The sequence below is a fragment of the Arthrobacter sp. 05L421 genome (genome assembly GCF_056397785.1).
In genome coordinates this window covers 179467-200598 of sequence record NZ_JBFTOC010000007.1, presented here as the reverse complement: position 1 = coordinate 200598, position 21132 = coordinate 179467, and the positions used below count along the sequence as shown (strand labels likewise).

Genomic DNA, 21132 nt, shown 5'->3' with positions numbered 1-21132 from the left:
CCCACAGGGAACTTTTGCCCTCCGCCGTGCGTGAGTTAGTGCGACGGTGTATAGCTAGAACCTGACGCAGCACCCCACGCGCGCAGAACGGTCGCCGTGCAGCACTACCAGGAGGGACGGGGCCAGCCCCGAACAGATGAAAGCTAAGAGTTTCTTCAAGGGCCCCGGCATCTGGATTGTCGTCGTGGTGGCCATGCTGCTACTGGCATTTGCCACTCTGGCGCCGGGCGGCGCGAGTCGGATCGACACGGACAAGGGCCTTGAACTGCTGAGCGCCGGCGGAAAAGTTGAACAAGCCAAGATTTTCGACGCCGAGAACCGTGTGGACCTGGTCCTGAAGGACAACCTGCAGGTCGACGGGCAGGACAAGGGAAAGAACGTCCAGTTCTATTTCGTCAACGCCCGCGCCCAGGACGTCGTCAAGGCGGTCACCGACGCCAAACCGTCGGGCGGCTTCACTGACCAGCCGATCGAAAACAACTGGTTCTCCGGGCTCTTCTCCCTGCTGGTGCCTGTGCTCTTGCTCGGTGTCCTCTTCTGGTTCCTGCTCTCCCGGATGCAGGGCGGCGGGTCCAAGGTCATGCAGTTCGGCAAGTCCAAGGCCAAGCTCGTCAACAAGGACATGCCCCAGGTGACCTTCAGCGATGTCGCCGGCGCCGATGAGGCCGTCGAGGAACTTGAGGAGATCAAGGAATTCCTGCAGGAGCCGGCCAAGTTCCAGGCCGTCGGCGCCAAGATCCCCAAGGGCGTGCTGCTCTACGGCCCTCCGGGCACCGGCAAGACCCTCCTGGCCCGCGCGGTTGCCGGCGAGGCCGGCGTTCCCTTCTTCTCCATCTCCGGTTCCGACTTCGTGGAAATGTTCGTCGGCGTGGGCGCCTCCCGCGTCCGCGACCTTTTCGAGCAGGCCAAGTCCAACGCCCCGGCAATCATCTTCGTCGATGAGATCGATGCAGTCGGCCGGCACCGCGGTGCAGGCATCGGCGGCGGCAACGACGAGCGCGAGCAGACCCTGAACCAGCTGCTGGTCGAAATGGACGGCTTTGACGTCAAGACCAACGTCATCCTGATTGCCGCCACCAACCGCCCCGACGTCCTGGACCCGGCACTGCTGCGTCCGGGCCGCTTCGACCGGCAGATCTCGGTGGAGGCCCCCGATTTGATCGGCCGCGACCAGATTTTGCAGGTGCACGCCAAGGGCAAGCCGATGGCTTCCGGCGTCGACCTCAAGGCTGTTGCCAAGAAGACCCCCGGCTACACGGGCGCGGATCTGGCCAACGTCCTGAACGAGGCCGCCCTGCTGACGGCCCGCTCCAACGCAAACCTGATCGATGACCGCGCCCTCGACGAGGCGATTGACCGCGTCATGGCCGGCCCGCAGAAGCGCAGCCGGGTCATGAAGGAACACGAACGCAAGGTCACCGCGTACCACGAAGGCGGCCACGCCCTTGTGGCGGCTGCCCTGCGGAACTCCGCCCCGGTCACCAAGATCACCATCCTGCCCCGCGGCCGTGCCCTCGGCTACACCATGGTGGTCCCGGAAAACGACAAGTACTCCATCACCCGCAACGAGCTGCTCGACCAGATGGCCTACGCCATGGGCGGCCGCGTCGCCGAGGAACTCGTGTTCCACGATCCGTCCACGGGTGCGTCCAACGACATCGAGAAGGCCACCGGGATCGCCCGGAAGATGGTCACCGAGTTCGGCATGAGCGAAAGGGTCGGGTCCGTTCGCCTCGGCCAGGGCGGCGGCGAGCCGTTCCTGGGCCGCGACGCCGGGCACGAGCGCAACTACTCGGACCAGATCGCCTACATCGTCGACGAGGAGGTGCGCCGCCTGATCGACGGCGCGCATGATGAGGCCTACGCCATCCTGACCGAGAACCGGGACGTACTGGACGAGCTCGCGCTGGAACTGCTCGAACGCGAGACGCTGAACCAGGCCGAAATCGCGCAGGTCTTCACCAACATCCGCAAACGCGACTTCCGCGACGTCTGGCTTTCCAAGGAGACCCGCACGCTCCAGTCCGCCGGACCGGTGGAGTCGCGCCGCGAAAAGGCGGAGCGTGAAGCGCACGAGGAAGCTACCCAGGCCCGGCTCGAAGAGCCCCTGGATGCCCAGCCCCCGCATGCCCAGGGTGTCGGCGGGCAGGAGTCCTTCCAGGGCGGTGCTACGGATATCGGGACTGATGGTCATCCCGGCTAGGCTTCTTCTGTGACTTCTAACTTCGACGACGACGTTCCCGCCCCCGCTGCTTCGGCGGGGGACGGGGAAGCCGCGCATTCAAAGACCAAGGTGGACCGCCCCAGGATCGAAGCCGCCGTGCGGGAAATCCTGCTGGCCATCGGCGAGGACCCGGACCGCGGCGGGCTCCTGGACACCCCGAAGCGGGTAGCCAAGGCCTATACGGAAATGTTCGCCGGCCTGCACCACGACCCCGCCGAGATCCTGGCCACCACCTTCGATCTGGACCACGAGGAACTCGTTCTGGTCAAGGACATCCCGTTCTACTCCACGTGCGAGCACCATCTGGTGCCGTTCCACGGCGTGGCGCACGTGGGCTACATCCCGTCCCACGACGGCAAGATCACGGGCCTGAGCAAGCTGGCCCGGCTCGTGGACATGTTCGCCAAGCGCCCCCAGGTCCAGGAACGCCTGACCACCCAGATCGTCGAGGCCCTCGTCACGCACCTCAAACCGCGCGGCGCGATCGTCGTCGTCGAATGTGAACACCTGTGCATGTCCATGCGGGGAATCCGCAAACCCGGCGCCAAGACCGTCACCAGCGCAGTGCGCGGGCAACTGCATGACCCGGCCACCCGTGCCGAAGCCATGAGCCTCATACTCGGAAGGTAAGAACACAGACTATGGACTCCCTAGCTGCAGCCCCGGGGACCGGCCCCGCCACCTCGCCACTGCCGATCCTGCGCAAGCCGCGCCCGGCGGCGAAGTTCCAGGACCTGCCCACGGACCGGACACTCGTCATGGGAATCCTTAACGTCACCCCTGATTCCTTCAGCGACGGCGGATCGCACCCGACGCCGGACACGGCCATCGCGGCCGGGCTGCGGATGTTCTACGCCGGGGCGGACATCATCGACGTCGGCGGCGAATCCACCCGCCCGGGCGCCGCGGCGGTGGACGTGGACGAGGAACAGCGCCGGGTCCTGCCGGTCATCGAGGCCCTGGTCAAGGCCGGCGCCCTCGTCAGCATCGACACCACGCACGCCGCGACGGCGGCTGCAGCCCTGAAGGCCGGCGCCGCGATCATCAACGACGTTTCGGGTCTGACCCTGGAGCCGGAAATGGCGGAACTGGCCGCCCGGACCAAGGTCCCCTACATCCTGACGCACCGCCGCGGCGACGCCAGCACCATGAATTCCCTGACGGACTACCGCGATGTGGCCGGGGAAGTCGTGACGGAACTCGCCGGCATCCGCGACAAGCTGTACTCCGCCGGTGTCGCCCCGGAGCAGATCATTGTGGACCCGGGACTGGGCTTCGCCAAGAACGACGTCCAGAACTGGGAGCTCCTGCAGCACCTGGATGTGCTGCAGGCCATGGGCCACAAGGTCCTCGTCGGCGGCTCCCGCAAACGCTTTCTCGGCAGCCTCCTGACCGTGGCCGGCAAAGCGGCCCAGCCGGTGGAACGCGACGCCGCCACTGCCGCCGTGACCGCCATCAGCGCGTTCCGCGGCGCCTGGGCTGTGCGCGTGCACGACGTCGGCGCGAGCCTCGACGCCGTCAAGGTCGCCGCCCGCATGGTCCCCCCGACGCACCCGGCAACGGCTGCTGCCGCCGGCACCAACTGATCCGGCGGCCGCCATGGACCAGATCACGCTGAGCGGCGTCACCGCCGTCGGCCATCACGGTGTGTTCGATTTCGAGCGCCGCGACGGCCAGCCGTTCGTTGTTGACGCTGTGCTGCACCTGGATTTCAGCAAGGCCGCGGCTTCCGACGACGTCCTGGATACCGCGCACTACGGCGAAGTGGCCAACTGCATCCGCGACTGGATCATCGGCGGACCGCTGAACCTGATCGAGGCCCTCGCCGTGCGGATCGCCGAGGACGTGCTGGAGAAATTCCCGGTGGCCGCCGTGGACGTCACCGTGCACAAGCCCAAGGCCCCGATCGAAGTCGACTTCGGCGACGTCTCCGTCAGCGTGCACCGGAGCCGGTCGTGAGCCCGCTCTACACCCGCGCCGTGATCGCGCTCGGCAGCAACCTGGGGGAGCGCAGCGACACCCTGTCCGCCGCCGTCGCGGATCTTGTCGACCCGCCGGAGGTGCGCCTGCTGGCCATCTCGCCGATCGTCCAGACGAAGGCCGTGGGCGGGCCGCCGGGCCAGCCTGACTTCCTGAACATGGTGATTGCCGTCGAGACGTCCCTGCCGCCGCGCGAGCTGCTGGAGCACTGCCATGCCGTGGAGCAGAAGCATTTGCGGGTGCGCGAGGTCCGGTGGGGCCCGCGGACCCTTGACGTGGACATCATCACCTACGGAGACGTGGTGAGCTCTGACCCCGAGCTCACGCTGCCCCATCCCCGGGCCGCCGAACGGGCCTTCGTGCTCTATCCGTGGTCGCTGATCGATCCCGCGGCGGAGCTCAACGGCGAACGCGTGGGGGACCTCGCAGCGAAGGCCGCCGATTTCGGCGACCTCACGACGTTTGACGGCTTCCAGAACCACGGAGCAGCGGATGTCACAGAGCGCACGGGCGTGTCCGGCGCGGCGGAGCGCCCGTGAAGCTGACCAGCCCCCTGCTCCTGCTGGCCATTTGCGTGGTCGTGGCCGTGGCCGGCTGGTCCGCCACCATGATCTCGGGCCGCTACAGCCTCGCCACCCCGGTGCTGCCGCTGACAGGGCTGCTGACCATGGGGGTGATCGTGGCGCTCACCTTGGTGCTGGGCATCCGCGTGCTCCGTTGGCGCAACGGCAAGAAGAAGAAGATCCTCAACCCCATCCTGGCTGCCTGGACGCTGGTCCTGGCCCAGGCCTGCGCCTACACCGGCACGGTCCTGCTGGGCTGGCACGCGGGAATCCTGGTGGAGCAACTTCGGCTGTGGAACCTGCGCAGCAACCAGGACCTCACGTGGCAGGCCCTGGCGATGGCCGGCGGCGGGCTGATCATGGTGATCGTGGGGCTCGTCGTCGAGCGGTTCTGCCGGATTCCGCCTGAAGACGGCGACGCCGAATCCCGGCCCGGCGTGCAGGGAAAACGCAGCAAGCCCTCGTCGGAAGGCGAATATGCGTACCGAAGCGATTGATCCGCCGGGCCTCGACTGGCTCAGGGTGTCACCGAAGTACGTCAAGGTCCGCCTCGCGGGGTGGGCGCTGGGAAACCTGATTGCGGTGTCCCTGCTGTCCCTTCCCCTACTCCTGGTGCTGACCGGTGTGTGGACTTGGCCGCCCGTCTGGCTGGGCGTCGCCGTTCCCGCCGTCTGGCTGCTTCTGGCGCTGTGGCGGCTCCTGCTGATTCCTCGGCAGGTGCGTTCGATCGGCTACGCCGAGCGGGAGGACGACCTCCTGATCCGGCGCGGCATCTTCTTCCAGCGCACCCTCGTGGTCCCTTACGGGCGGATGCAGTACGTGGACATCGCGGTGGGCCCGGTGGAGCGTCCGCTGGGCCTGTGCACCCTCAAGCTTCACACCGCCGCCGCCGCGACCAGCGCCGAGATTCCCGGCCTGCCCGCCAGCGAAGGGGCCCGGCTCCGCGAACAGCTGTCCGCCCGCGGCGAAGCCCGGCTGGCCGGGTTGTGACGGGACGATCGTGACGGTATGGCGGTGACACCGGAGGGTGCTGGACGCGCCGGTGCCGACGCAGCTGCTAATGCCGGAAATGCCGACGCCGACTGGTTGCGCGTGCACCCGGCCTCGCCCTTTGTCCGTGGCTGGGTGGCCCTGGTTGCTCTGTTGTTCTTTTTTGGACGCGACAGTTTCGAACGCCTGCTCCAGGGCGGTCCGCTCTTTGACGAGCGGCTCGCCGGACGGGCGCCGTGGCTGCTGCTCGGCGGCGGCACGCTGCTGCTGCTGACTGTCTGCGGCTACGTCCTGAGCTGGTACTTCACCCGCTACCAGGTGGCGGGCGGCTACGTGCGCGTCAACACCGGTTTCCTCTTCAAGCAGCAGCGGCAGGCCAGGCTGGACCGGGTGCAGGCAATCGACGTCGTGCAGCCCCTGCTGGCACGGATCTTCGGACTCGCTGAACTGAGGTTCGAAGTCGCAGACGCCGGCGAATCCGCGGTGCGCCTGGCTTACCTGCGCGCGGACGAGGCCCGGCAGCTCCGCGCGACAATCCTGGCCCGCGCCTCCGGTGCCTCGAGCAGGACGCTGTCGCTGTCGCTGTCGCCGGAGCCGGGAGACCCGGAGTCCGGAGAGCTGGCGACCGCCGCCGTGGAGGCCCCGGAACAGGTGGTGCTGACCGTGCCGCCGCCGCGCCTGGTGGGCTCGCTGCTCCTGAGCGAACAAAGCGTCGTGATCCTGGCCGGCGGCATCGCCTCCGTGCTGCTGTCCGCCGTCACCGAAAACCGCAGCTTCGTGGTCTTCCTGATCCCTGCCGCGATCGGACTCGTCGCCTCGTACTGGTCCTCGTTCAACAAGGGCTACAACTTCACGGCCGCCATTTCCCCGGACGGCATCCGGCTGCGCTACGGCCTGCTGGACACGCAGGCGCAGACTGTGCCGCCCGGCAGGATCCAGGCGCTGAAGGTCAGCCAGCCGCCGCTGTGGCGGATATTCGGCTGGTACCGGATCCAGGTCAACGTGGCCGGCTACGGCCTGGCCGCCAGCGCCGGCGAAGGGACGGCCCGGACCACGCTGCTTCCGGTCGGATCCGTCGCCGACGTCCTGGAAATCCTGTCCCTAGTCCTCCCGGATCCCGGAACGCCGGATCCGCTGGGCGTGTTCACCGCAGGGATCACCGGTCTCGCGGACGCCGCCGGGACTCCTGGCGGCGGCGGCCAGGACACCGACGGCGGCTTCGTCACCAGCCCGCGCCGGGCCCGGTTCCTGGCGCCGCTGGGCTGGCGGCGCAACGGTTTCACCGCAACGGAGACCGCTCTGCTCCTGAGGTCGGGCCGGTGGTGGCGGGCCCTGGTGGTGGTGCCGCACCAGCGCACCCAGTCCATGGCACTGCAGCAGGGCCCGCTCGCCCGCAGGTTCCGGGTGGCGGACCTGGTCCTGCACACCACGGCCGGTCCGGTGGCGCCGCGGCTCATCCAGGCCGGCCTCGACGAAGCCCGGGCCCTGTTCGATGCCCAGTCCGCCCGTGCCCGCGCCGCGCGCAAGCGCCAGAAGAGCGAGCACTGGATGGAGCCGGCGGCCCAGCCGGCCGCACCACCCGCAGACCACCCTCAGGAAGGCCCGCATCATGGCTAAACCAGGACGCCTTGGCGTCGGAATCATTGGCGCAGGGAAGGTCGGCGCTGTCCTGGGGGCGGCGCTGCGCGGAGCAGAGCACGCCGTCATCGGGGCGTCCGCCGTTTCGGATGCCAGCCGGGACCGCGTCGAAACTCTCCTGCCCGGCGTCCCGATCCTGGACGTGCAGGACATCGTGGAGCGCGCCGAGCTGGTCCTGCTGGCCGTCCCGGACGATGCCCTGGGCCCGCTCGTGAACGGCCTGGCCAAGCTCGGCGCCTGGCAGCCCGGCCAGCTCGTGGCGCACACCTCCGGGCGCTTCGGCGTCGGGATCCTGCACCCGGTCCGTGCCGCCGGCGCCGTGCCGCTCGCACTGCACCCGGCCATGACATTCACGGGCATGAGCCTTGACCTCACGAGGCTCCTGGATTGTACTTTTGGCGTCACGGCCGACGCCGCGATGCTGCCGATCGCCCAGGCACTCGTCGTCGAAATGGGCGCCGAGCCCGTCGCGATCGCCGAGGCGGACCGCGTCCTCTACCACGCTGCCCTCGCGCACGGCTCCAACCACCTGGTCACGCTCGTGGCGCAGGCCTCGCAGCTGCTCCGCGACGTCGGCGTCGACGCACCGGACCGGATGCTGGGCCCGCTGCTCCGCGCCACCCTCGAGAACGCCCTCGCCTCCGGCGAATCGGCCCTGACCGGACCTGTTGCCCGCGGTGACATGGGCACCGTTGCCGCCCACGCGGGCGCCCTCCGCGAGTACGACGACGGCGCCGCCGGCGATATTCTTGAGGCGTACCTGGCCATGGCCCGGGCGACAGCCCGCCGGGCAGGAAGCCGCGGGCTCCTGAAGCCGGAACAACTCGACGGCATCGAACAGGCGCTCGGCGGCCCCGGCCAGAACGGGACGCCCGCCCCGGAAGGACCCTGACATGACAATCCAACTCGTCACCACGGCTGACCAGCTCCGCGCCGCCAGCGCCCGGCTGCTGGCGCAGAAGGGCGGCGTGTCCCAGGGGCTCGTGCCCACCATGGGCGCCCTGCATGAGGGGCATGCCCAGCTGGCCCGGACAGCCGTTGCCCAGAACGACGTCGTGGTGGCCAGCATCTTCGTTAACCCGCTGCAGTTTGGCGAGGCCGCGGATCTGGACCGCTACCCCCGGACGCTGGATGCGGACCTCGCGCTGCTCGACGCCGAGGGCGTGGACCTGGCGTTTGCGCCGAGCGTTGAGGAGGTCTACCCCGGCGGGGCACCCCTGGTGCGGATCACGGCGGGACCCCTTGGTGAAAAGTGGGAGGGCGCGTCCCGGCCCGGACACTTCGACGGGGCCCTGACCGTCGTCGCGAAACTGCTGCACTACGGCATCCCTGGCGCCGGGCTGCCGGGCGGAGGCCAGCCGGCCTACCGCGCCTACTTTGGCCAGAAGGACGCGCAGCAACTGGCGCTGGTCCAGCGCATGGTGGCGGACCTGAATTTCCCCGTGGAGATCGTGCCCGTGCCCATTGTCCGATCGGCCGACGGCCTGGCACTGTCCAGCCGCAACCGCTTCCTCTCCGAGGACCAGCGCGAGGCCGCCCTGGTCCTTTCCCGGGCGCTGCGGCTCATCGAGGCGCGTGCCAACGCGCATGAGCCACTGGACGTCGACTCCGCTCAGGCCCTGGTCCGGTCCCAGCCGCTCGTGGAACTGGACTATTTCGACGTGGTGGATCCGCGCACCCTCGAGCCCCTCGCGGAGAACTGCCAGGACACCCCGTTCCGCGGCGAGGGCCTGGCGATCATCGCCGCCAAGGTGGGCCCCGTCCGCCTCATCGACAACGCGCCCCTGAACTCCTAACACAACCCCGCCACCAAAAAGCAACGCGGGGTCAGATACGGCCCATCCCGAGGCACTTCATCGGCCGTATCTGACCCCGCGTTGCTTTTGTGGCGACGGGAATGCCCCCGGGCCTTAGACTGTTGGAATCTGCAGCAGCGCCGACGCTCGCCGGACCCACACCAAACTCCCTGAGGGAATTCCCATGTCAACAGACGTCTCGTCCAACGCCTCTGGCGATCCCGCACCGGGCGCTGCCCCCACCATCCCCGCGCGGAACGTGCCCGCCGCGCCGACAACGCCGGCGAAGATGTCCCGGGAGTCCGTAACCATCATCGTCACGCTGCTCGTGGCCACGTTCGTGGTGATCCTCAACGAGACCATCATGAACGTGGCCCTGCAGCGGCTGATGGTGGACCTGAACATCGATGCGCCCACCGTGCAGTGGCTCTCCACCGGCTTCATGCTCACCATGGCTGTGGTGATCCCCACCACCGGGTTCATCCTGCAGCGGCTGTCCACCCGTGCCGTGTTCATGCTGGCCATGGGGCTGTTCTCCGGCGGCACGCTGCTGGCCGCCCTCGCGCCGGGCTTCGAAGTCCTGCTGCTGGCCCGCATCGTCCAGGCCGGCGGCACAGCCATCATGCTGCCGCTCCTGATGACCACCATCCTCACGCTCGTGCCGCTGGAACGCCGCGGCGCCGTCATGGGCAATGTCAGCATCGCCATTTCGGTTGCGCCGGCCATGGGCCCCACGGTTTCCGGCCTGATCCTCGAGCACTTTTCCTGGCGGTTCATGTTCGTCTTCGTGCTGCCGATCGCCCTGGCCGCGCTGGCCATCGGGGCCAAATACCTGACCAACATCGGCACCTCCGAAAAGACCCGGCTTGATGCACTCTCGGTGGTGCTCACGGTCCCCGCATTCGGCGGCCTGGTGTACGGCCTGAGCCAGATCGGCGGCGGCCAGGCCGGCTCCCGCACCCCGGCCGTGGTGGCCCTGGCCGTCGGCGTGGTTTCCCTGACCGCGTTCGTCCTGCGCCAGCTGAAGCTGCAGAAGAGCGACGGCCCCCTGCTGGACCTGCGCGCCTTCACTTTCCGGATGTTCACCGTGTCCGTGCTGCTGCTGGTCGTGGCCATGATCGCCTTGTTCGGCGCGGTGATCCTGCTGCCGTTGTACCTGCAGGAGATCCGCGGCCTGAAGTCACTCGAGACCGGCCTGGTGCTGCTTCCGGGTGGCCTGGCCATGGGCCTGCTGGGGCCGTTCATCGGCCGCGTGTTCGACAGGGTCGGGCCGCTGCCGCTGACAGTGACGGGCTCGGTGATGATGGTGCTGTCCCTCTGGCAGTTCTCAATGCTGGACGCCGGCTCACCGTTGGGGTGGATCATTGCCCTGCACGTGGCGCTGAGCCTGGGCCTGGCACTGCTGTTCACGCCTGCTTTCACGACGGGCCTGAACCCGCTGCCACCGCACCTTTACTCCCACGGCTCGGCCATCATGAGCACCCTGCAGCAGGTAGCCGGCGCCGCTGGCACGGCGCTCCTGGTCTCGATCTACGCGGTGGTGGCGGAGTCCTCGGGAATGGTTGCCGGCATGCACGCCGCATTCCTGACGGCGGCTGTCATAGCCCTCGCCGCCGTCGTGCTGTCTACCATGATGCGCAAGACCGCCGGCGCGGCACAGCCCGCACACTAACAGCGACGCCACTAAGAGCAACGCGGGGTCACTTCGCGCCCATGTCCTAGGGGCGGATGGGCGCGAAATGACCCCGCGTTGGTTTGCGTTGGTTGGTTTTGCGTTGGACTTACGCGGGTCAGCCCGCGTAAAACGCGCTGAGTTCGGCGATCAGCTTGTCCGGCGCCTTGTTGACACCGTCGTGGCCCATGCCGGGCAGGATCGTGTAGCTGGAACCGGAGAGGACATCGTGGATCTGGGCACAGGCCACGCCGAAGTATGCCGGGCTCTTCTCGCCCACAATGATCAGCGTCTCCAGCGGAAGTTCCAGGAACGGCTCTGCCGGCATATCTGCGGCGATGATCGCCTTAATCTCGCGGACACCGGTCTGCATGAGGTCGCGCAGCTGCTTGCCCATCGGCGTGCCCGCCGAAAGCTTGTTCGCCAGCGTCAACATTGACAGCGGCATCCGGGACAGGGCGCTGCCGGTCTCGAGTCCTCTGAGCAGGACGGCGAGGGCGCGGTCGTCGTCGCCGGCCGCGGTCGCCCGCTCGTATTCGGGCGTCCAGTCCGCCGTCACGCTGTGGTTGACGGACACGGCGGGGTCGTAGACAGCCAGCCGCTCCACCGGCAGGGTGCGGGCCGCGTGCAGGGCCACCGCCCCGCCGAAGCTGTGGCCGAAGACGTCCGTACTGGACGTTTGCTTCATGACGGCGTCGAGATCGTGGATGTCCACGTCCAGGGTGTAGTCCTCCGGCTGCGGGGAGGACGTGCCGCGGCCGCGACGGTTGAAGGTGTGCACCGGCCGGCCAAGTGACGCGCTGAGTTTCTGCGCGAAACGCGTGTAATCGGCGGCCGTCACCATCGAGGCCGGCACGACGACGATTCCCGAGCCCGCCGAGGCGAGCTCGGCGCCCGTGCTGAAAAGCTCGATCGTTCCGCCGTCGGGGGTTCTGATGTTCTCGCGGGTCATGCTCCGAGCCTAGCCGAGGCCGCGCCCCACTGCAGTAAGCCACAACTCAGTAGAGGGCAGGTCAATCGGGCACGGCACTGCCCGGGCACAGTGCAGCTAGTTGCCCAGCCGGCCGCCGGAAGCCTCGAGGTAGCAGGCGCCGCAGAGCGACTCGTACCAGACGTCCTGGCCGTCGATCGCAACCTGGTTCCCGTCAAAGACCACCTGGTCCCCGATCCGCCGGGTGTTGAAGATAGCCTTCCGTCCGCAGCGGCAGATGGTCTTGAGTTCTTCGACGGTGTGCGCAATCTCCAGGAGCCGAAGGGACCCGGGGAAGGCGCGGGTCCGGAAATCGGTGCGGATGCCGTAGGCGAGCACGGGGACGTTGTCCAGGACCGCGATGCGGAAGAGATCGTCCACCTGCTCCGGTTCCAGGAACTGGGCCTCGTCAACCAGCAAGCAGGCCACCGGTGCGGTGTCCACGTGCTGCAGAAGGGCGTCGGGATCGTCACCGTGGGCCTGGGCGGTGAAAAGCCCGCGGGCCGATGCGCCGGCGGGGATCAGGAAGTCCACCGAACGGGTCATGCCCAGGCGGGACACGACGTCGGAGTCGCCTTTGGTGTCCACGTCCGGCTTCGCCAGCAGAACCCGCTGCCCGCGTTCCTCATAGTTGAACGCCGCCTGCAGCAGCCCCGTAGATTTGCCGGAGTTCATGGCGCCGAAGCGGAAGTAGAGCTTGGCCAAGGGGGTCCTTTCGAAAGGGTCGCCCCCGATTCTAGCGGTCGGCCGCCGCGCTGCCGTCAGCCGCCGGACCCAATCCGCCGCCACCGGGCCGGCACGCGTCCGGCAATGCCTGCCATGCCCCCGGCCGTCAGGCTGCCGGAGGGCCGGGTCACAGCGCCGGTCCCGCCGAGCAGGAACCGTGCCGCGCGGAGGGCCAGCCGGTTCCCCGGCCGGATGGGGCCTTCGTGGAGTTGCCCGGGAACCACGGCGAAGCTGAGCGCCGGGACGGCGTCGGCGAGCTGGCGGCCCGTCTCGGCGAAGTAGGGAGGGCTCCAGCCGCCGCTGAGCATGAGCGTGGGCGTGGTGATGGCGGCAAACTCACCGAGTTCGGCGTCGGCGGCCAGCACGGCGCGCATCTCCGCAACAGCCGTGGGAAGCAGTTCCCGCATTTCCGCCCCCAGGTTGGTCCGGGCCGAGAGGATGCTCAGCATGCGCAGCGCGCCCAGCGGCAGCCGGGACACCGGCCCCGCCGTCTCCAGGCCCTGCACCAAATGCGCCCAGGCGTCGTCAAGCTGGCCGGAGGCCACGGAACGTTCAAGCTCCGGCCGCCAGCGCTGGCTGAGGTTCCCGGAGACGCTGACGGCCGCGTCGTAGGTCACCATGCGGCGGATCGGCAGGCTGCGGGCGCCCTGCAGGGCCACAAACCCGCCGTAACTGTGGGCCACGATGTCGCTGGCCCCGGTCTCACGGAGCACGGTGGCCAGGTCGGCCACCTCCGTGGCGGCAGAATAGTCGGCGGGCTGGGGCGAGGAACCGGCGCGCCCGCGCCGGTTGTAGCAGTGCACAGGGGTGCCCAGCAGCCGGACGAGTTTCCTTGCAAACGGCAGGTAGAGCTTGTCGGTGATCAGCGTCCCGTGCACGATGACGACGCCGGACCCTTCACCGCGGGGTTTTTGAGATTGCGCCGCAATGGCGGCGGATGCGCCCGGGCCGCCCGGCGCCCGCACCACCGGACGGATGGTGTGCAGCTCGAGGTGCCCCTCGCCGTCGTCGGTCCTCACAGTCCATGTCTCCACAGCCCTGAGTCTATTCCCGCACCCTGTCTGCCCGGCTACGCCCGCCAGAACCGGACCGGGACCTGCCCGGGCGCAAATCGACGGTAAACTTGGGGATTGTGACTTCCCAAAACACCCCCGCCCCGAACACCGCCGCCGAGCCGCACGATGCCAGCGAGCAGACCCGCATCCGCATGGAGAAGCGCGCCAAGCTGATTGAAAGCGGCGTCGAGGCATATCCGGTGGGTGTCGAACGCACACACTCGCTCACGGAAATCCGTGAGAAATACGCCTACCTGCAGGCCGATGAAACCACCGGCGACACCGTCGGCGTGACCGGCCGCATTGTCTTCATCCGCAATACGGGCAAGCTCTGCTTCGCCACCCTCCAGGAGGGCGGCGTGGACGGCAAGGCCGTCCGGCTGCAGGTCATGCTGAGCCTGGCCAACATCGGTGAGGAGGCGCTCGCTGAGTGGAAGTCCCTCGTGGACCTCGGCGACCACGTCTTCGTCAAGGGCGAGGTCATCTCATCGCGCCGCGGCGAGCTGTCCGTCATGGCGGATTCCTGGACCATGGCCTCGAAGGCGCTGCGCCCGCTGCCGGTGCTGCACGCCGAGCTGAATGAAGAAACGCGCGTCCGCCAGCGCTACGTGGACCTCATTGTCCGCGACGAAGCCCGGGAGATGGTTTACACCCGCGCCGCGATCACCCGCTCCATCCGCGAAACCCTGCACCGCCAGGGCTACGTTGAGGTGGAAACCCCCATGCTGCAGCTGGTTCACGGCGGCGCCACGGCCCGTCCCTTCGAGACGCACATGAACGCCTTCGACCAGAAAATGACGCTGCGCATCGCCACCGAGCTCTACCTCAAGCGCACGGTGGTCGGCGGGATCGACCGCGTCTACGACATGGGCCGGGTCTTCCGCAACGAAGGGGTGGACTCCACGCACAGCCCCGAGTTCACCACCTTGGAGTCCTACGAGGCGTGGGCGGACCAGTTCGTCATGGCGGACCGGATCAAGGAGATCATCCTGGACGCCGCCGACGCGGCCGGTGTGGGCCGCGTGCTGCAGACCGAAGCCGGGGAGATCAACCTCGACGGCGACTGGACCTGGCTGGCGGTCTACCCGGGGTTGTCCGAATTCGTGGGTCAGGAAGTGACCCCGGACACCCCGGTTGCGGAACTGCTGGAACTGGCCGCCAAGCACGAGGTCAAGGTCGACGCCGGCTGGGACGCCGAGAAGCTCGTAGTCGAACTCTTCGGCGAACTGGTGGAACCCACATTGATGAACCCCACGTTCGTCTACAACTATCCGCCGTCCGCCCAGCCGCTGGCCCGCCAGCACCGCGAAGACGGCCGCCTGATCGAGGCCTGGGACCTCATCATCGGCGGCATGGAGCGGGGCACGGCGTTCTCCGAACTGATTGACCCGGTGATCCAGCGCGAACGCCTCACCGAACAGTCCCGCCGGTCCGCCGCGGGCGACGTGGAGGCTATGCAGCTGGACGAAGACTTCCTCCGTGCCCTCGAGTACGGCGCGCCGCCCATGGGTGGAATCGGCCTGGGCATCGACCGCCTCGTGATGCTCTTCACCGGCGCCGGTATCCGCGAAACGATCCTCTTCCCCCTTTTGAAGCCCGAAGGACACTGAGCATGGACTATATCGCCGTATTGCTGCCCCCCATCGTGGTGGGCCTGCTTTTCTGGTTTGCCATGAAATCCATATTCAATGCCGACAAATCGGAGCGGCAGGCAGAAGCCCGCGCCCATGCCGAAGCGGAAGCGCGAGCGGAAGCTCAAAACCGGGAGCAGGATTCCGGCGCCCTCGGGGGCTAATTACCCGGAACGAAGTAATAGTTCCCTATTGCCGCCTGTGGTTTTCCTTTGAACAGAAGTTTTGCGCTTTGACTCCCTGCTGTAACGCGGAGGATACTTATTCCAGATACATCCTGCTTTTCTTAACGCTCGATCTTTGGAAAGAGAGTCCTTTATGGCACAGAAAGTAAAAATCATCCTCGTTGATGATCTGGATGGGGGATCCGCGGACGAAACTGTCCGGTTTGGCCTTGACGGCGTCAGCTACGAAATTGACCTGTCGTCAAGCAATGCTTCAGAGCTGCGCTCCGCGGTAGAGCGATTTGTATCGCACGCACGCAAGACGTCCAGCGGACGCGCCACGCGCTCGAAAGTTTCCAGCGGACGGAATCAGGACTCTGCCCAGATCCGACAGTGGGCACGGGACAACGGCTATGCGGTAAACAGCCGCGGTCGTATCCAGGCCGAAATTCAGGAAGCCTACCAAAAGGCTAATTCCTAGCCAGGACTCGCAGGGTGGCGCAGTATCACGGCCTGGTATCAAGAGACAATCACGTCTCAACAAGTCCACAGGCGCAATCAAGTCGCAAAAAAGTTGCAGTGGATTCGCGGTGAAGTCGCAATGAGGTCCCAATGACGTCACGGTCAAATGTCAATGCCCCCGTTATCTAGCGGGGGCATTGCCATGCCGACGGCGGCACGCCTTTCGGGCCGGACTGCGCCCGCCCCCGAGTAAGCGCCGAAGAACACACCTGGCGCTGCCGCCTGCCCTACCGGTAGGTGCCGGAAGGAACCGCCCGGCCCGGCCGGTTGCGCCCGCCCGGGACGGGTTCTGGCCCATCCCGCCCCTGCCGGGAGGGGCGTCCGGGCAGCGATGCGCAACCCTCCGGTTTCCCCTGTGGCGAACAAGCCCCAATTCTGGAACCCGGCCACGTAGCATCAAAGTACGTCGTAGCTAGGAGTGTGGCGAAATGTTTGAGCGATTTACGGACCGTGCCCGTCGCGTAGTTGTGCTTGCCCAAGAAGAGGCACGCATGCTGAACCACAATTACATTGGTACCGAACACATCCTCTTGGGTCTGATCCATGAGGGTGAAGGTGTTGCCGCCAAAGCCCTTGAATCCTTGAGCATTTCGCTCGACGGTGTCCGCGAGCAGGTCCAGGAGATCATCGGCCAGGGCCAGCAGGCACCTTCCGGCCACATCCCCTTTACCCCTCGTGCCAAGAAGGTCCTGGAGCTCTCGCTCCGCGAGGCCCTGCAGTTGGGCCACAACTACATCGGTACCGAGCACATCCTCCTCGGCCTCATCCGGGAGGGCGAGGGCGTTGCCGCCCAGGTGCTCGTCAAGCTCGGCGCCGACCTGAACCGGGTCCGCCAGCAGGTCATCCAGCTGCTCTCGGGCTACCAGGGCAAGGAAACCACGGGCGCCGGCGTCGGTCCCGGGCAGGCCGAGGGCACCCCCGCGGGTTCCGTCGTCCTGGACCAGTTCGGCCGCAACCTCACCCAGGCGGCGCGCGAGAACAAACTGGACCCCGTGATAGGCCGCGAGCAGGAAATGGAACGCGTCATGCAAGTCCTTTCCCGGCGCACCAAGAACAACCCCGTGCTGATCGGCGAACCGGGCGTCGGCAAGACCGCCGTCGTCGAGGGCCTCGCCCAGGCGATCGTGCGTGGCGATGTCCCGGAAACCATCAAGGACAAGCAGCTGTACACCCTGGACCTCGGGTCCCTCGTGGCCGGCTCCCGCTACCGCGGTGACTTCGAAGAGCGCCTGAAGAAGGTCCTCAAGGAGATCCGCACCCGCGGCGACATCATCTTGTTCATCGATGAGATCCACACCCTGGTGGGTGCCGGAGCCGCTGAAGGCGCCATCGATGCGGCCTCGATCCTGAAGCCCATGCTGGCCCGCGGCGAACTCCAGACCATCGGTGCCACCACGCTGGACGAATACCGCAAGCACATCGAGAAGGACGCCGCGCTGGAGCGCCGTTTCCAGCCGATCCAGGTCAAGGAACCCTCCGTTGCGCACGCGATCGAGATCCTTAAGGGCCTTCGCGACCGGTATGAGGCACACCACCGCGTCACCATCACCGACGGCGCCCTCGCGTCGGCCGCGAGCCTTTCCGAGCGGTACATCTCGGACCGGTTCCTGCCGGACAAGGCGATCGACCTGATCGATGAGGCCGGCGCGCGGCTGCGCATCCGCCGCATGACCGCCCCGCCCGAGCTCAAGGTCATGGACGAGAAGATCGCCGCCATGAAGCTGGAGAAGGAATCCGCGATCGACGCGCAGGACTTCGAAGGCGCCGCGTCGCTGCGCGACAAGGAGCAGAAGCTCATTGCCGAGCGCGCCGAGAAGGAACGCCAGTGGAAGACCGGCGGCATGGACGACATCTCCGAAGTTGATGAGGACCTCATCGCTGAAGTGCTGGCGAACTCCACCGGCATCCCGGTCTTCAAGCTGACCGAGGAAGAGTCCTCGCGCCTGCTGAAGATGGAAGACGAACTCCACAAGCGCGTTGTCGGCCAGGACGAGGCCATCAGGGCACTGTCCCAGGCAATCCGGCGCACCCGTGCGGGCCTCAAGGACCCCAAGCGTCCGGGCGGCTCGTTCATCTTCGCCGGCCCCACCGGCGTCGGAAAGACCGAACTGGCGAAGGCCCTCGCCGAGTTCCTGTTCGGCGAAGAGGACGCGCTGATCACCCTGGACATGTCCGAGTACTCGGAGAAGCACACGGTCTCGCGGCTCTTCGGTGCCCCTCCGGGCTACGTGGGCTACGAGGAAGGCGGCCAGCTGACGGAGAAGGTCCGCCGTCGTCCGTTCTCCGTGGTCCTGTTCGATGAAGTGGAGAAGGCGCACGCCGATCTCTTCAACTCGCTGCTGCAGATCCTGGAAGACGGCCGCCTGACCGACTCCCAGGGCCGCGTGGTGGACTTCAAGAACACCGTGATCATCATGACCACGAACCTCGGCACCAGGGACATCTCCAAGAGTGTCGCCACCGGCTTCCAGTCCGGCACCGACACGCAGACCGGCTACAACCGGATGCGCGCCCGGGTCACGGAGGAGCTCAAGCAGCACTTCCGCCCCGAGTTCCTGAACCGTGTCGACGATGTTGTGGTCTTCCCGCAGCTGACCCAGGACGAGATCATCGAGATCGTGGACATGTTCGTCGGCCGCCTCGAGAAGCGCCTCAAGGACAAGGACATGGGCATCGAGCTCACGTCCGCGGCCAAGGTGCTCCTGGCGACCCGCGGCTACGACCCCGCCATGGGTGCCCGGCCGCTGCGCCGCACCATCCAGCGCGAGATCGAGGACCAGCTCTCCGAGAAGATCCTGTTCGGCGAACTGCACTCCGGCGACATCGTGGTGGTGGATGTGGAAGGCGAAGGCGACGACGCGAAGTTCACCTTCGCCGGCAACGCCAAGCCGCGCATCCCGGAGATCGCTCCGAGCGTCTAAGCACCAAGACCAAAGGCCCCGCTGTCCCGAAAGGGACGGCGGGGCCTTTGCGTTGCCCCCGGCGTCCAGCTCGACGACACTCAGTATCTGAAAGCAGTGTTTCACTCTCAGTGAACTTTCTGTGATCGATGCCACATAAGGTGTTGAATCGGTGCATGGCTGCCAAGGACTCAGAGACCCTGAGCGAACAACCCGAGACCCCCTTCCACGATCTGGACCACTACCTCGCCATCCCCAAAGTCAGCGGTTTGACGCTGAGCCCGGACGGGAGCCGGCTGGTCACCACCGTGGCGACCCTCGGCGCGAAGGGCACCGAATACTGCACCGCGCTGTGGGAAGTAGATCCGGGCGGGGTCAAGCACGCCCGCCGGATCACGCGCAGCGCCAAGGGGGAGGCCGGTGCGGTGTTTGCCGCCAACGGCGACCTCTACTTCACCTCTGCCCGCCCCGATCCCGAGAGCCCCGAGGCTGACCCCGTGAGCGCCCTCTGGATCCTCCCGTCCGACGGCGGCGAAGCCCGGGTGGCGCTGTCCCGCGCCGGCGGAATCGGCGGGGTCCACGCCGCCAAGGACGCCGACACCGTGGTGGTCGCGGCCTCGGTGCTGGCTGGCTCCACGGACGAGGACAATGACGAAGAACGCCGCAAGGCGCGCAAGGACAACAAGGTCGCGGCCATCCTGCACAGCGGCTACCCCGTCCGCTACTGGGACGCGGACCTGGGCCCCGGGCAGCCGCGGCTGTTCGCCGTCGAAACCGGAGGGCAGCTGGAGGCCGGCAAACCGACCACCGTCGACGCCGCGCCGCCGCTGAAGCTCCGCAACCTCACGCCCGACGCCGGCACCCGGCTCAGGGACGCCGAATCGGTGGTCAGCCCGGACGGCGCGATGATCTACAGCAGCTTCGTCAAGCCGCTCGCCAACGCCGATTCGCGGTCCGTGCTGGTCGCCATCGACGTCGCCACAGGCACCCGGACGGTTCTGCTGGACACGGAAGGCCTGAGCTACTTCCCGGGCCCGGTCAGTCCTGACGGCCGGAGCCTGGTGGTGCTCAGTGAAAGCGACACCACGCCCCTGGAGGCTCCGCAGGTCAAGTTGCACCTGCTCGACGTCACCGGCCCGGCGGAAGGCGGGGGCGCCCTGACGCCGCTCGCCCACGACTGGGACCGCTGGGCCCGCCCCGCCGCATGGCTGCCGGACGGATCGGCGCTGCTGGTCACCGCCGACGAGGACGGCGCCTCGCCGGTGTTCCGGATCGGTGCAGCCGGGAGCCAGGCTGGCCAGGTGCTCCGCCTGACGGACGACGCCGCCACGTACACCGACGTCGTCGTCGCACCGGACGGACGCAGCGCCTACGCCCTGCGCAGCTCCTACGAATTCCCCGCCGAACCTGTGCGGATCGACCTCGCCGGCGGCGGCGTGGTCCGCCTGCCCTCGCCCGCGGAGCGCCCGCACTTCAAGGGGACGCTGGAGCGCGTGGAGACGACGGCGGCCGACGGCGCCCGTGTGCCCGCGTACCTGGCCCTTCCCGAGGGCGCGTCCGCCGCGAACCCGGCCCCGCTGCTGCTCTGGATCCACGGCGGCCCGCTGGGATCCTGGAACGCCTGGACCTGGCGCTGGAACCCGTGGCTGCTGGTGGCGCGCGGTTACGCGGTGCTGCTCCCGGACCCTGCCCTCTCCACCGGCTACGGCCAGGAGCACATCCAGCGCGGCTGGGGGGAATGGGGCAAGGCTCCGTTCACGGACCTGATGGCCATCACCGACGCCGTCGTGCAGCGCCCAGACATCGACGAGACGCGCACCGCCGCCATGGGCGGCTCCTTCGGCGGCTACATGGCCAACTGGGTGGCCGGGCACACGGACCGCTTCAAGGCAATCGTCACTCACGCCAGCCTCTGGGCCCTTGACCAGTTCGGTCCCACCACGGACGCCGCGCAGTACTGGCTCAAGGAGATGACGGCCGAGATGGCGCTGGAGAACTCCCCGCATCTGCACGTGGAAAAGATCCGGACTCCCATGCTGGTCATCCACGGCGACAAGGACTACCGCGTGCCGATCGGGGAGGGGCTGCGGCTCTGGTACGAACTGCTCGCCAAGTCACAGCTGGCGGCCGACGCAAACGGCGAAACGGACCACCGTTTCCTGTACTTCCCGGACGAGAACCACTGGATCCTGCAACCGCAGCACGCCAAGGTCTGGTACGGCGTGGTGGAGCATTTCCTAGCCCGGAACCTGCTGGACAAGGACATTCCCGTCCCGGACGAACTGGGTCTCTGACAGGGCG

General features: G+C 67.5%; 19 protein-coding genes. 16 read left to right on the top strand and 3 right to left on the bottom strand.

All coding sequences use genetic code 11. The annotated features are described in order from the left end of the window. The first annotated feature begins 136 nt into the window (after positions 1 to 136). From ftsH to AC1DKQ_RS10985, 11 genes are all read left to right on the top strand, one after another. Positions 137 to 2203, top strand: a complete 2067-nt coding sequence (gene ftsH, locus AC1DKQ_RS11035; RefSeq protein ID WP_476884236.1) for an ATP-dependent zinc metalloprotease FtsH — start codon at positions 137 to 139, stop codon at positions 2201 to 2203. A gap of 9 nt (positions 2204 to 2212) precedes the next feature. Further along, positions 2213 to 2854 carry a GTP cyclohydrolase I FolE gene (gene folE, locus AC1DKQ_RS11030; RefSeq protein WP_476919005.1) on the top strand — a complete coding sequence of 214 codons (642 nt, stop codon included), beginning with the start codon at positions 2213 to 2215 and terminating at the stop codon, positions 2852 to 2854. Positions 2855 to 2865: 11 nt separating this feature from the next. After that, positions 2866 to 3810, top strand: coding sequence for a dihydropteroate synthase (gene folP / locus AC1DKQ_RS11025; protein ID WP_476884234.1), 945 nt, complete (start codon positions 2866 to 2868; stop codon positions 3808 to 3810). Between the two features lie 13 nt (positions 3811 to 3823). Beyond that, the gene (gene folB / locus AC1DKQ_RS11020; RefSeq protein ID WP_476919004.1) at positions 3824 to 4183 is read left to right on the top strand and encodes a dihydroneopterin aldolase; all 360 of its coding nucleotides are present in this window, start codon (positions 3824 to 3826) and stop codon (positions 4181 to 4183) included. Beyond that, positions 4180 to 4743, top strand: coding sequence for a 2-amino-4-hydroxy-6-hydroxymethyldihydropteridine diphosphokinase (gene folK, locus AC1DKQ_RS11015; protein ID WP_476919003.1), 564 nt, complete (start codon positions 4180 to 4182; stop codon positions 4741 to 4743). Before folB ends, folK begins: the two co-directional genes overlap by 4 nt. Beyond that, the gene (locus AC1DKQ_RS11010; protein WP_476884231.1) at positions 4740 to 5264 is read left to right on the top strand and encodes a DUF3180 domain-containing protein; all 525 of its coding nucleotides are present in this window, start codon (positions 4740 to 4742) and stop codon (positions 5262 to 5264) included. Before folK ends, AC1DKQ_RS11010 begins: the two co-directional genes overlap by 4 nt. After that, on the top strand, positions 5245 to 5757 hold the full coding sequence (locus AC1DKQ_RS11005) for a PH domain-containing protein (protein WP_476919002.1): 513 nt from the start codon (positions 5245 to 5247) through the stop codon (positions 5755 to 5757). Before AC1DKQ_RS11010 ends, AC1DKQ_RS11005 begins: the two co-directional genes overlap by 20 nt. 18 nt (positions 5758 to 5775) lie before the next feature. Next, positions 5776 to 7374, top strand: a complete 1599-nt coding sequence (locus AC1DKQ_RS11000) for a PH domain-containing protein (RefSeq protein ID WP_476919001.1) — start codon at positions 5776 to 5778, stop codon at positions 7372 to 7374. Continuing rightward, the gene (locus AC1DKQ_RS10995; RefSeq protein ID WP_476919000.1) at positions 7367 to 8287 is read left to right on the top strand and encodes a Rossmann-like and DUF2520 domain-containing protein; all 921 of its coding nucleotides are present in this window, start codon (positions 7367 to 7369) and stop codon (positions 8285 to 8287) included. Before AC1DKQ_RS11000 ends, AC1DKQ_RS10995 begins: the two co-directional genes overlap by 8 nt. Before the next feature lies 1 nt (position 8288). Then, positions 8289 to 9191 carry a pantoate--beta-alanine ligase gene (gene panC, locus AC1DKQ_RS10990; RefSeq protein ID WP_476918999.1) on the top strand — a complete coding sequence of 301 codons (903 nt, stop codon included), beginning with the start codon at positions 8289 to 8291 and terminating at the stop codon, positions 9189 to 9191. A gap of 184 nt (positions 9192 to 9375) precedes the next feature. Beyond that, entirely contained in the window at positions 9376 to 10863 is a 1488-nt protein-coding gene (locus AC1DKQ_RS10985; protein ID WP_476918998.1) for an MDR family MFS transporter, read from the top strand. Positions 10864 to 10981: 118 nt separating this feature from the next. Here the strand turns inward: AC1DKQ_RS10985 and AC1DKQ_RS10980 are convergent, their stop codons facing one another. The 3 genes from AC1DKQ_RS10980 to AC1DKQ_RS10970 all read right to left on the bottom strand — a co-directional run bounded on the left by AC1DKQ_RS10980 (position 10982) and on the right by AC1DKQ_RS10970 (position 13593). Further along, positions 10982 to 11815, bottom strand: a complete 834-nt coding sequence (locus tag AC1DKQ_RS10980; protein WP_476884226.1) for an alpha/beta fold hydrolase — start codon at positions 11813 to 11815, stop codon at positions 10982 to 10984. 96 nt (positions 11816 to 11911) lie between these two features. Continuing rightward, positions 11912 to 12538 (bottom strand): thymidine kinase, encoded by a 627-nt coding sequence (locus tag AC1DKQ_RS10975; protein WP_476884225.1) that lies wholly within the window; start codon positions 12536 to 12538, stop codon positions 11912 to 11914. Between the two features lie 56 nt (positions 12539 to 12594). After that, complete coding sequence (locus AC1DKQ_RS10970) at positions 12595 to 13593, bottom strand: alpha/beta fold hydrolase (RefSeq protein WP_476884224.1); 999 nt, start codon at positions 13591 to 13593, stop codon at positions 12595 to 12597. 98 nt (positions 13594 to 13691) lie between these two features. On the opposite strand from AC1DKQ_RS10970, the gene lysS reads away from it, so the two are divergent. The 5 genes from lysS to AC1DKQ_RS10945 all read left to right on the top strand — a co-directional run bounded on the left by lysS (position 13692) and on the right by AC1DKQ_RS10945 (position 21125). Continuing rightward, complete coding sequence (lysS, locus tag AC1DKQ_RS10965; RefSeq protein WP_476884223.1) at positions 13692 to 15224, top strand: lysine--tRNA ligase; 1533 nt, start codon at positions 13692 to 13694, stop codon at positions 15222 to 15224. 2 nt (positions 15225 to 15226) lie between these two features. Next, positions 15227 to 15409, top strand: coding sequence for a hypothetical protein (locus tag AC1DKQ_RS10960; RefSeq protein ID WP_277525310.1), 183 nt, complete (start codon positions 15227 to 15229; stop codon positions 15407 to 15409). Positions 15410 to 15563: 154 nt separating this feature from the next. Continuing rightward, a complete protein-coding gene (locus tag AC1DKQ_RS10955; RefSeq protein WP_476884221.1) occupies positions 15564 to 15890 on the top strand; it encodes a histone-like nucleoid-structuring protein Lsr2 in 327 nt (108 codons plus the stop codon). Positions 15891 to 16359: 469 nt separating this feature from the next. Beyond that, positions 16360 to 18852, top strand: a complete 2493-nt coding sequence (locus tag AC1DKQ_RS10950) for an ATP-dependent Clp protease ATP-binding subunit (RefSeq protein WP_476884220.1) — start codon at positions 16360 to 16362, stop codon at positions 18850 to 18852. A gap of 155 nt (positions 18853 to 19007) precedes the next feature. After that, the gene (locus AC1DKQ_RS10945; RefSeq protein WP_476918997.1) at positions 19008 to 21125 is read left to right on the top strand and encodes a S9 family peptidase; all 2118 of its coding nucleotides are present in this window, start codon (positions 19008 to 19010) and stop codon (positions 21123 to 21125) included. Positions 21126 to 21132: the final 7 nt, after the last annotated feature.

What these genes read in the sequence shown, in the direction of transcription:
- folP (WP_476884234.1), top strand. Translation starts at nt 2,866, where the DNA reads ATGGACTCCCTAGCTGCAGCCCCGGGGACCGGCCCCGCCACCTCGCCA.
- ftsH (WP_476884236.1), top strand. Translation starts at nt 137, where the DNA reads ATGAAAGCTAAGAGTTTCTTCAAGGGCCCCGGCATCTGGATTGTCGTC.
- AC1DKQ_RS10945 (WP_476918997.1), top strand. Translation starts at nt 19,008, where the DNA reads ATGGCTGCCAAGGACTCAGAGACCCTGAGCGAACAACCCGAGACCCCC.
- AC1DKQ_RS10980 (WP_476884226.1), bottom strand. Translation starts at nt 11,815, where the DNA reads ATGACCCGCGAGAACATCAGAACCCCCGACGGCGGAACGATCGAGCTT.
- AC1DKQ_RS10985 (WP_476918998.1), top strand. Translation starts at nt 9,376, where the DNA reads ATGTCAACAGACGTCTCGTCCAACGCCTCTGGCGATCCCGCACCGGGC.
- AC1DKQ_RS10955 (WP_476884221.1), top strand. Translation starts at nt 15,564, where the DNA reads ATGGCACAGAAAGTAAAAATCATCCTCGTTGATGATCTGGATGGGGGA.
- AC1DKQ_RS11000 (WP_476919001.1), top strand. Translation starts at nt 5,776, where the DNA reads ATGGCGGTGACACCGGAGGGTGCTGGACGCGCCGGTGCCGACGCAGCT.
- folB (WP_476919004.1), top strand. Translation starts at nt 3,824, where the DNA reads ATGGACCAGATCACGCTGAGCGGCGTCACCGCCGTCGGCCATCACGGT.
- AC1DKQ_RS10950 (WP_476884220.1), top strand. Translation starts at nt 16,360, where the DNA reads ATGTTTGAGCGATTTACGGACCGTGCCCGTCGCGTAGTTGTGCTTGCC.
- AC1DKQ_RS10960 (WP_277525310.1), top strand. Translation starts at nt 15,227, where the DNA reads ATGGACTATATCGCCGTATTGCTGCCCCCCATCGTGGTGGGCCTGCTT.
- panC (WP_476918999.1), top strand. Translation starts at nt 8,289, where the DNA reads ATGACAATCCAACTCGTCACCACGGCTGACCAGCTCCGCGCCGCCAGC.
- AC1DKQ_RS10995 (WP_476919000.1), top strand. Translation starts at nt 7,367, where the DNA reads ATGGCTAAACCAGGACGCCTTGGCGTCGGAATCATTGGCGCAGGGAAG.
- AC1DKQ_RS11005 (WP_476919002.1), top strand. Translation starts at nt 5,245, where the DNA reads ATGCGTACCGAAGCGATTGATCCGCCGGGCCTCGACTGGCTCAGGGTG.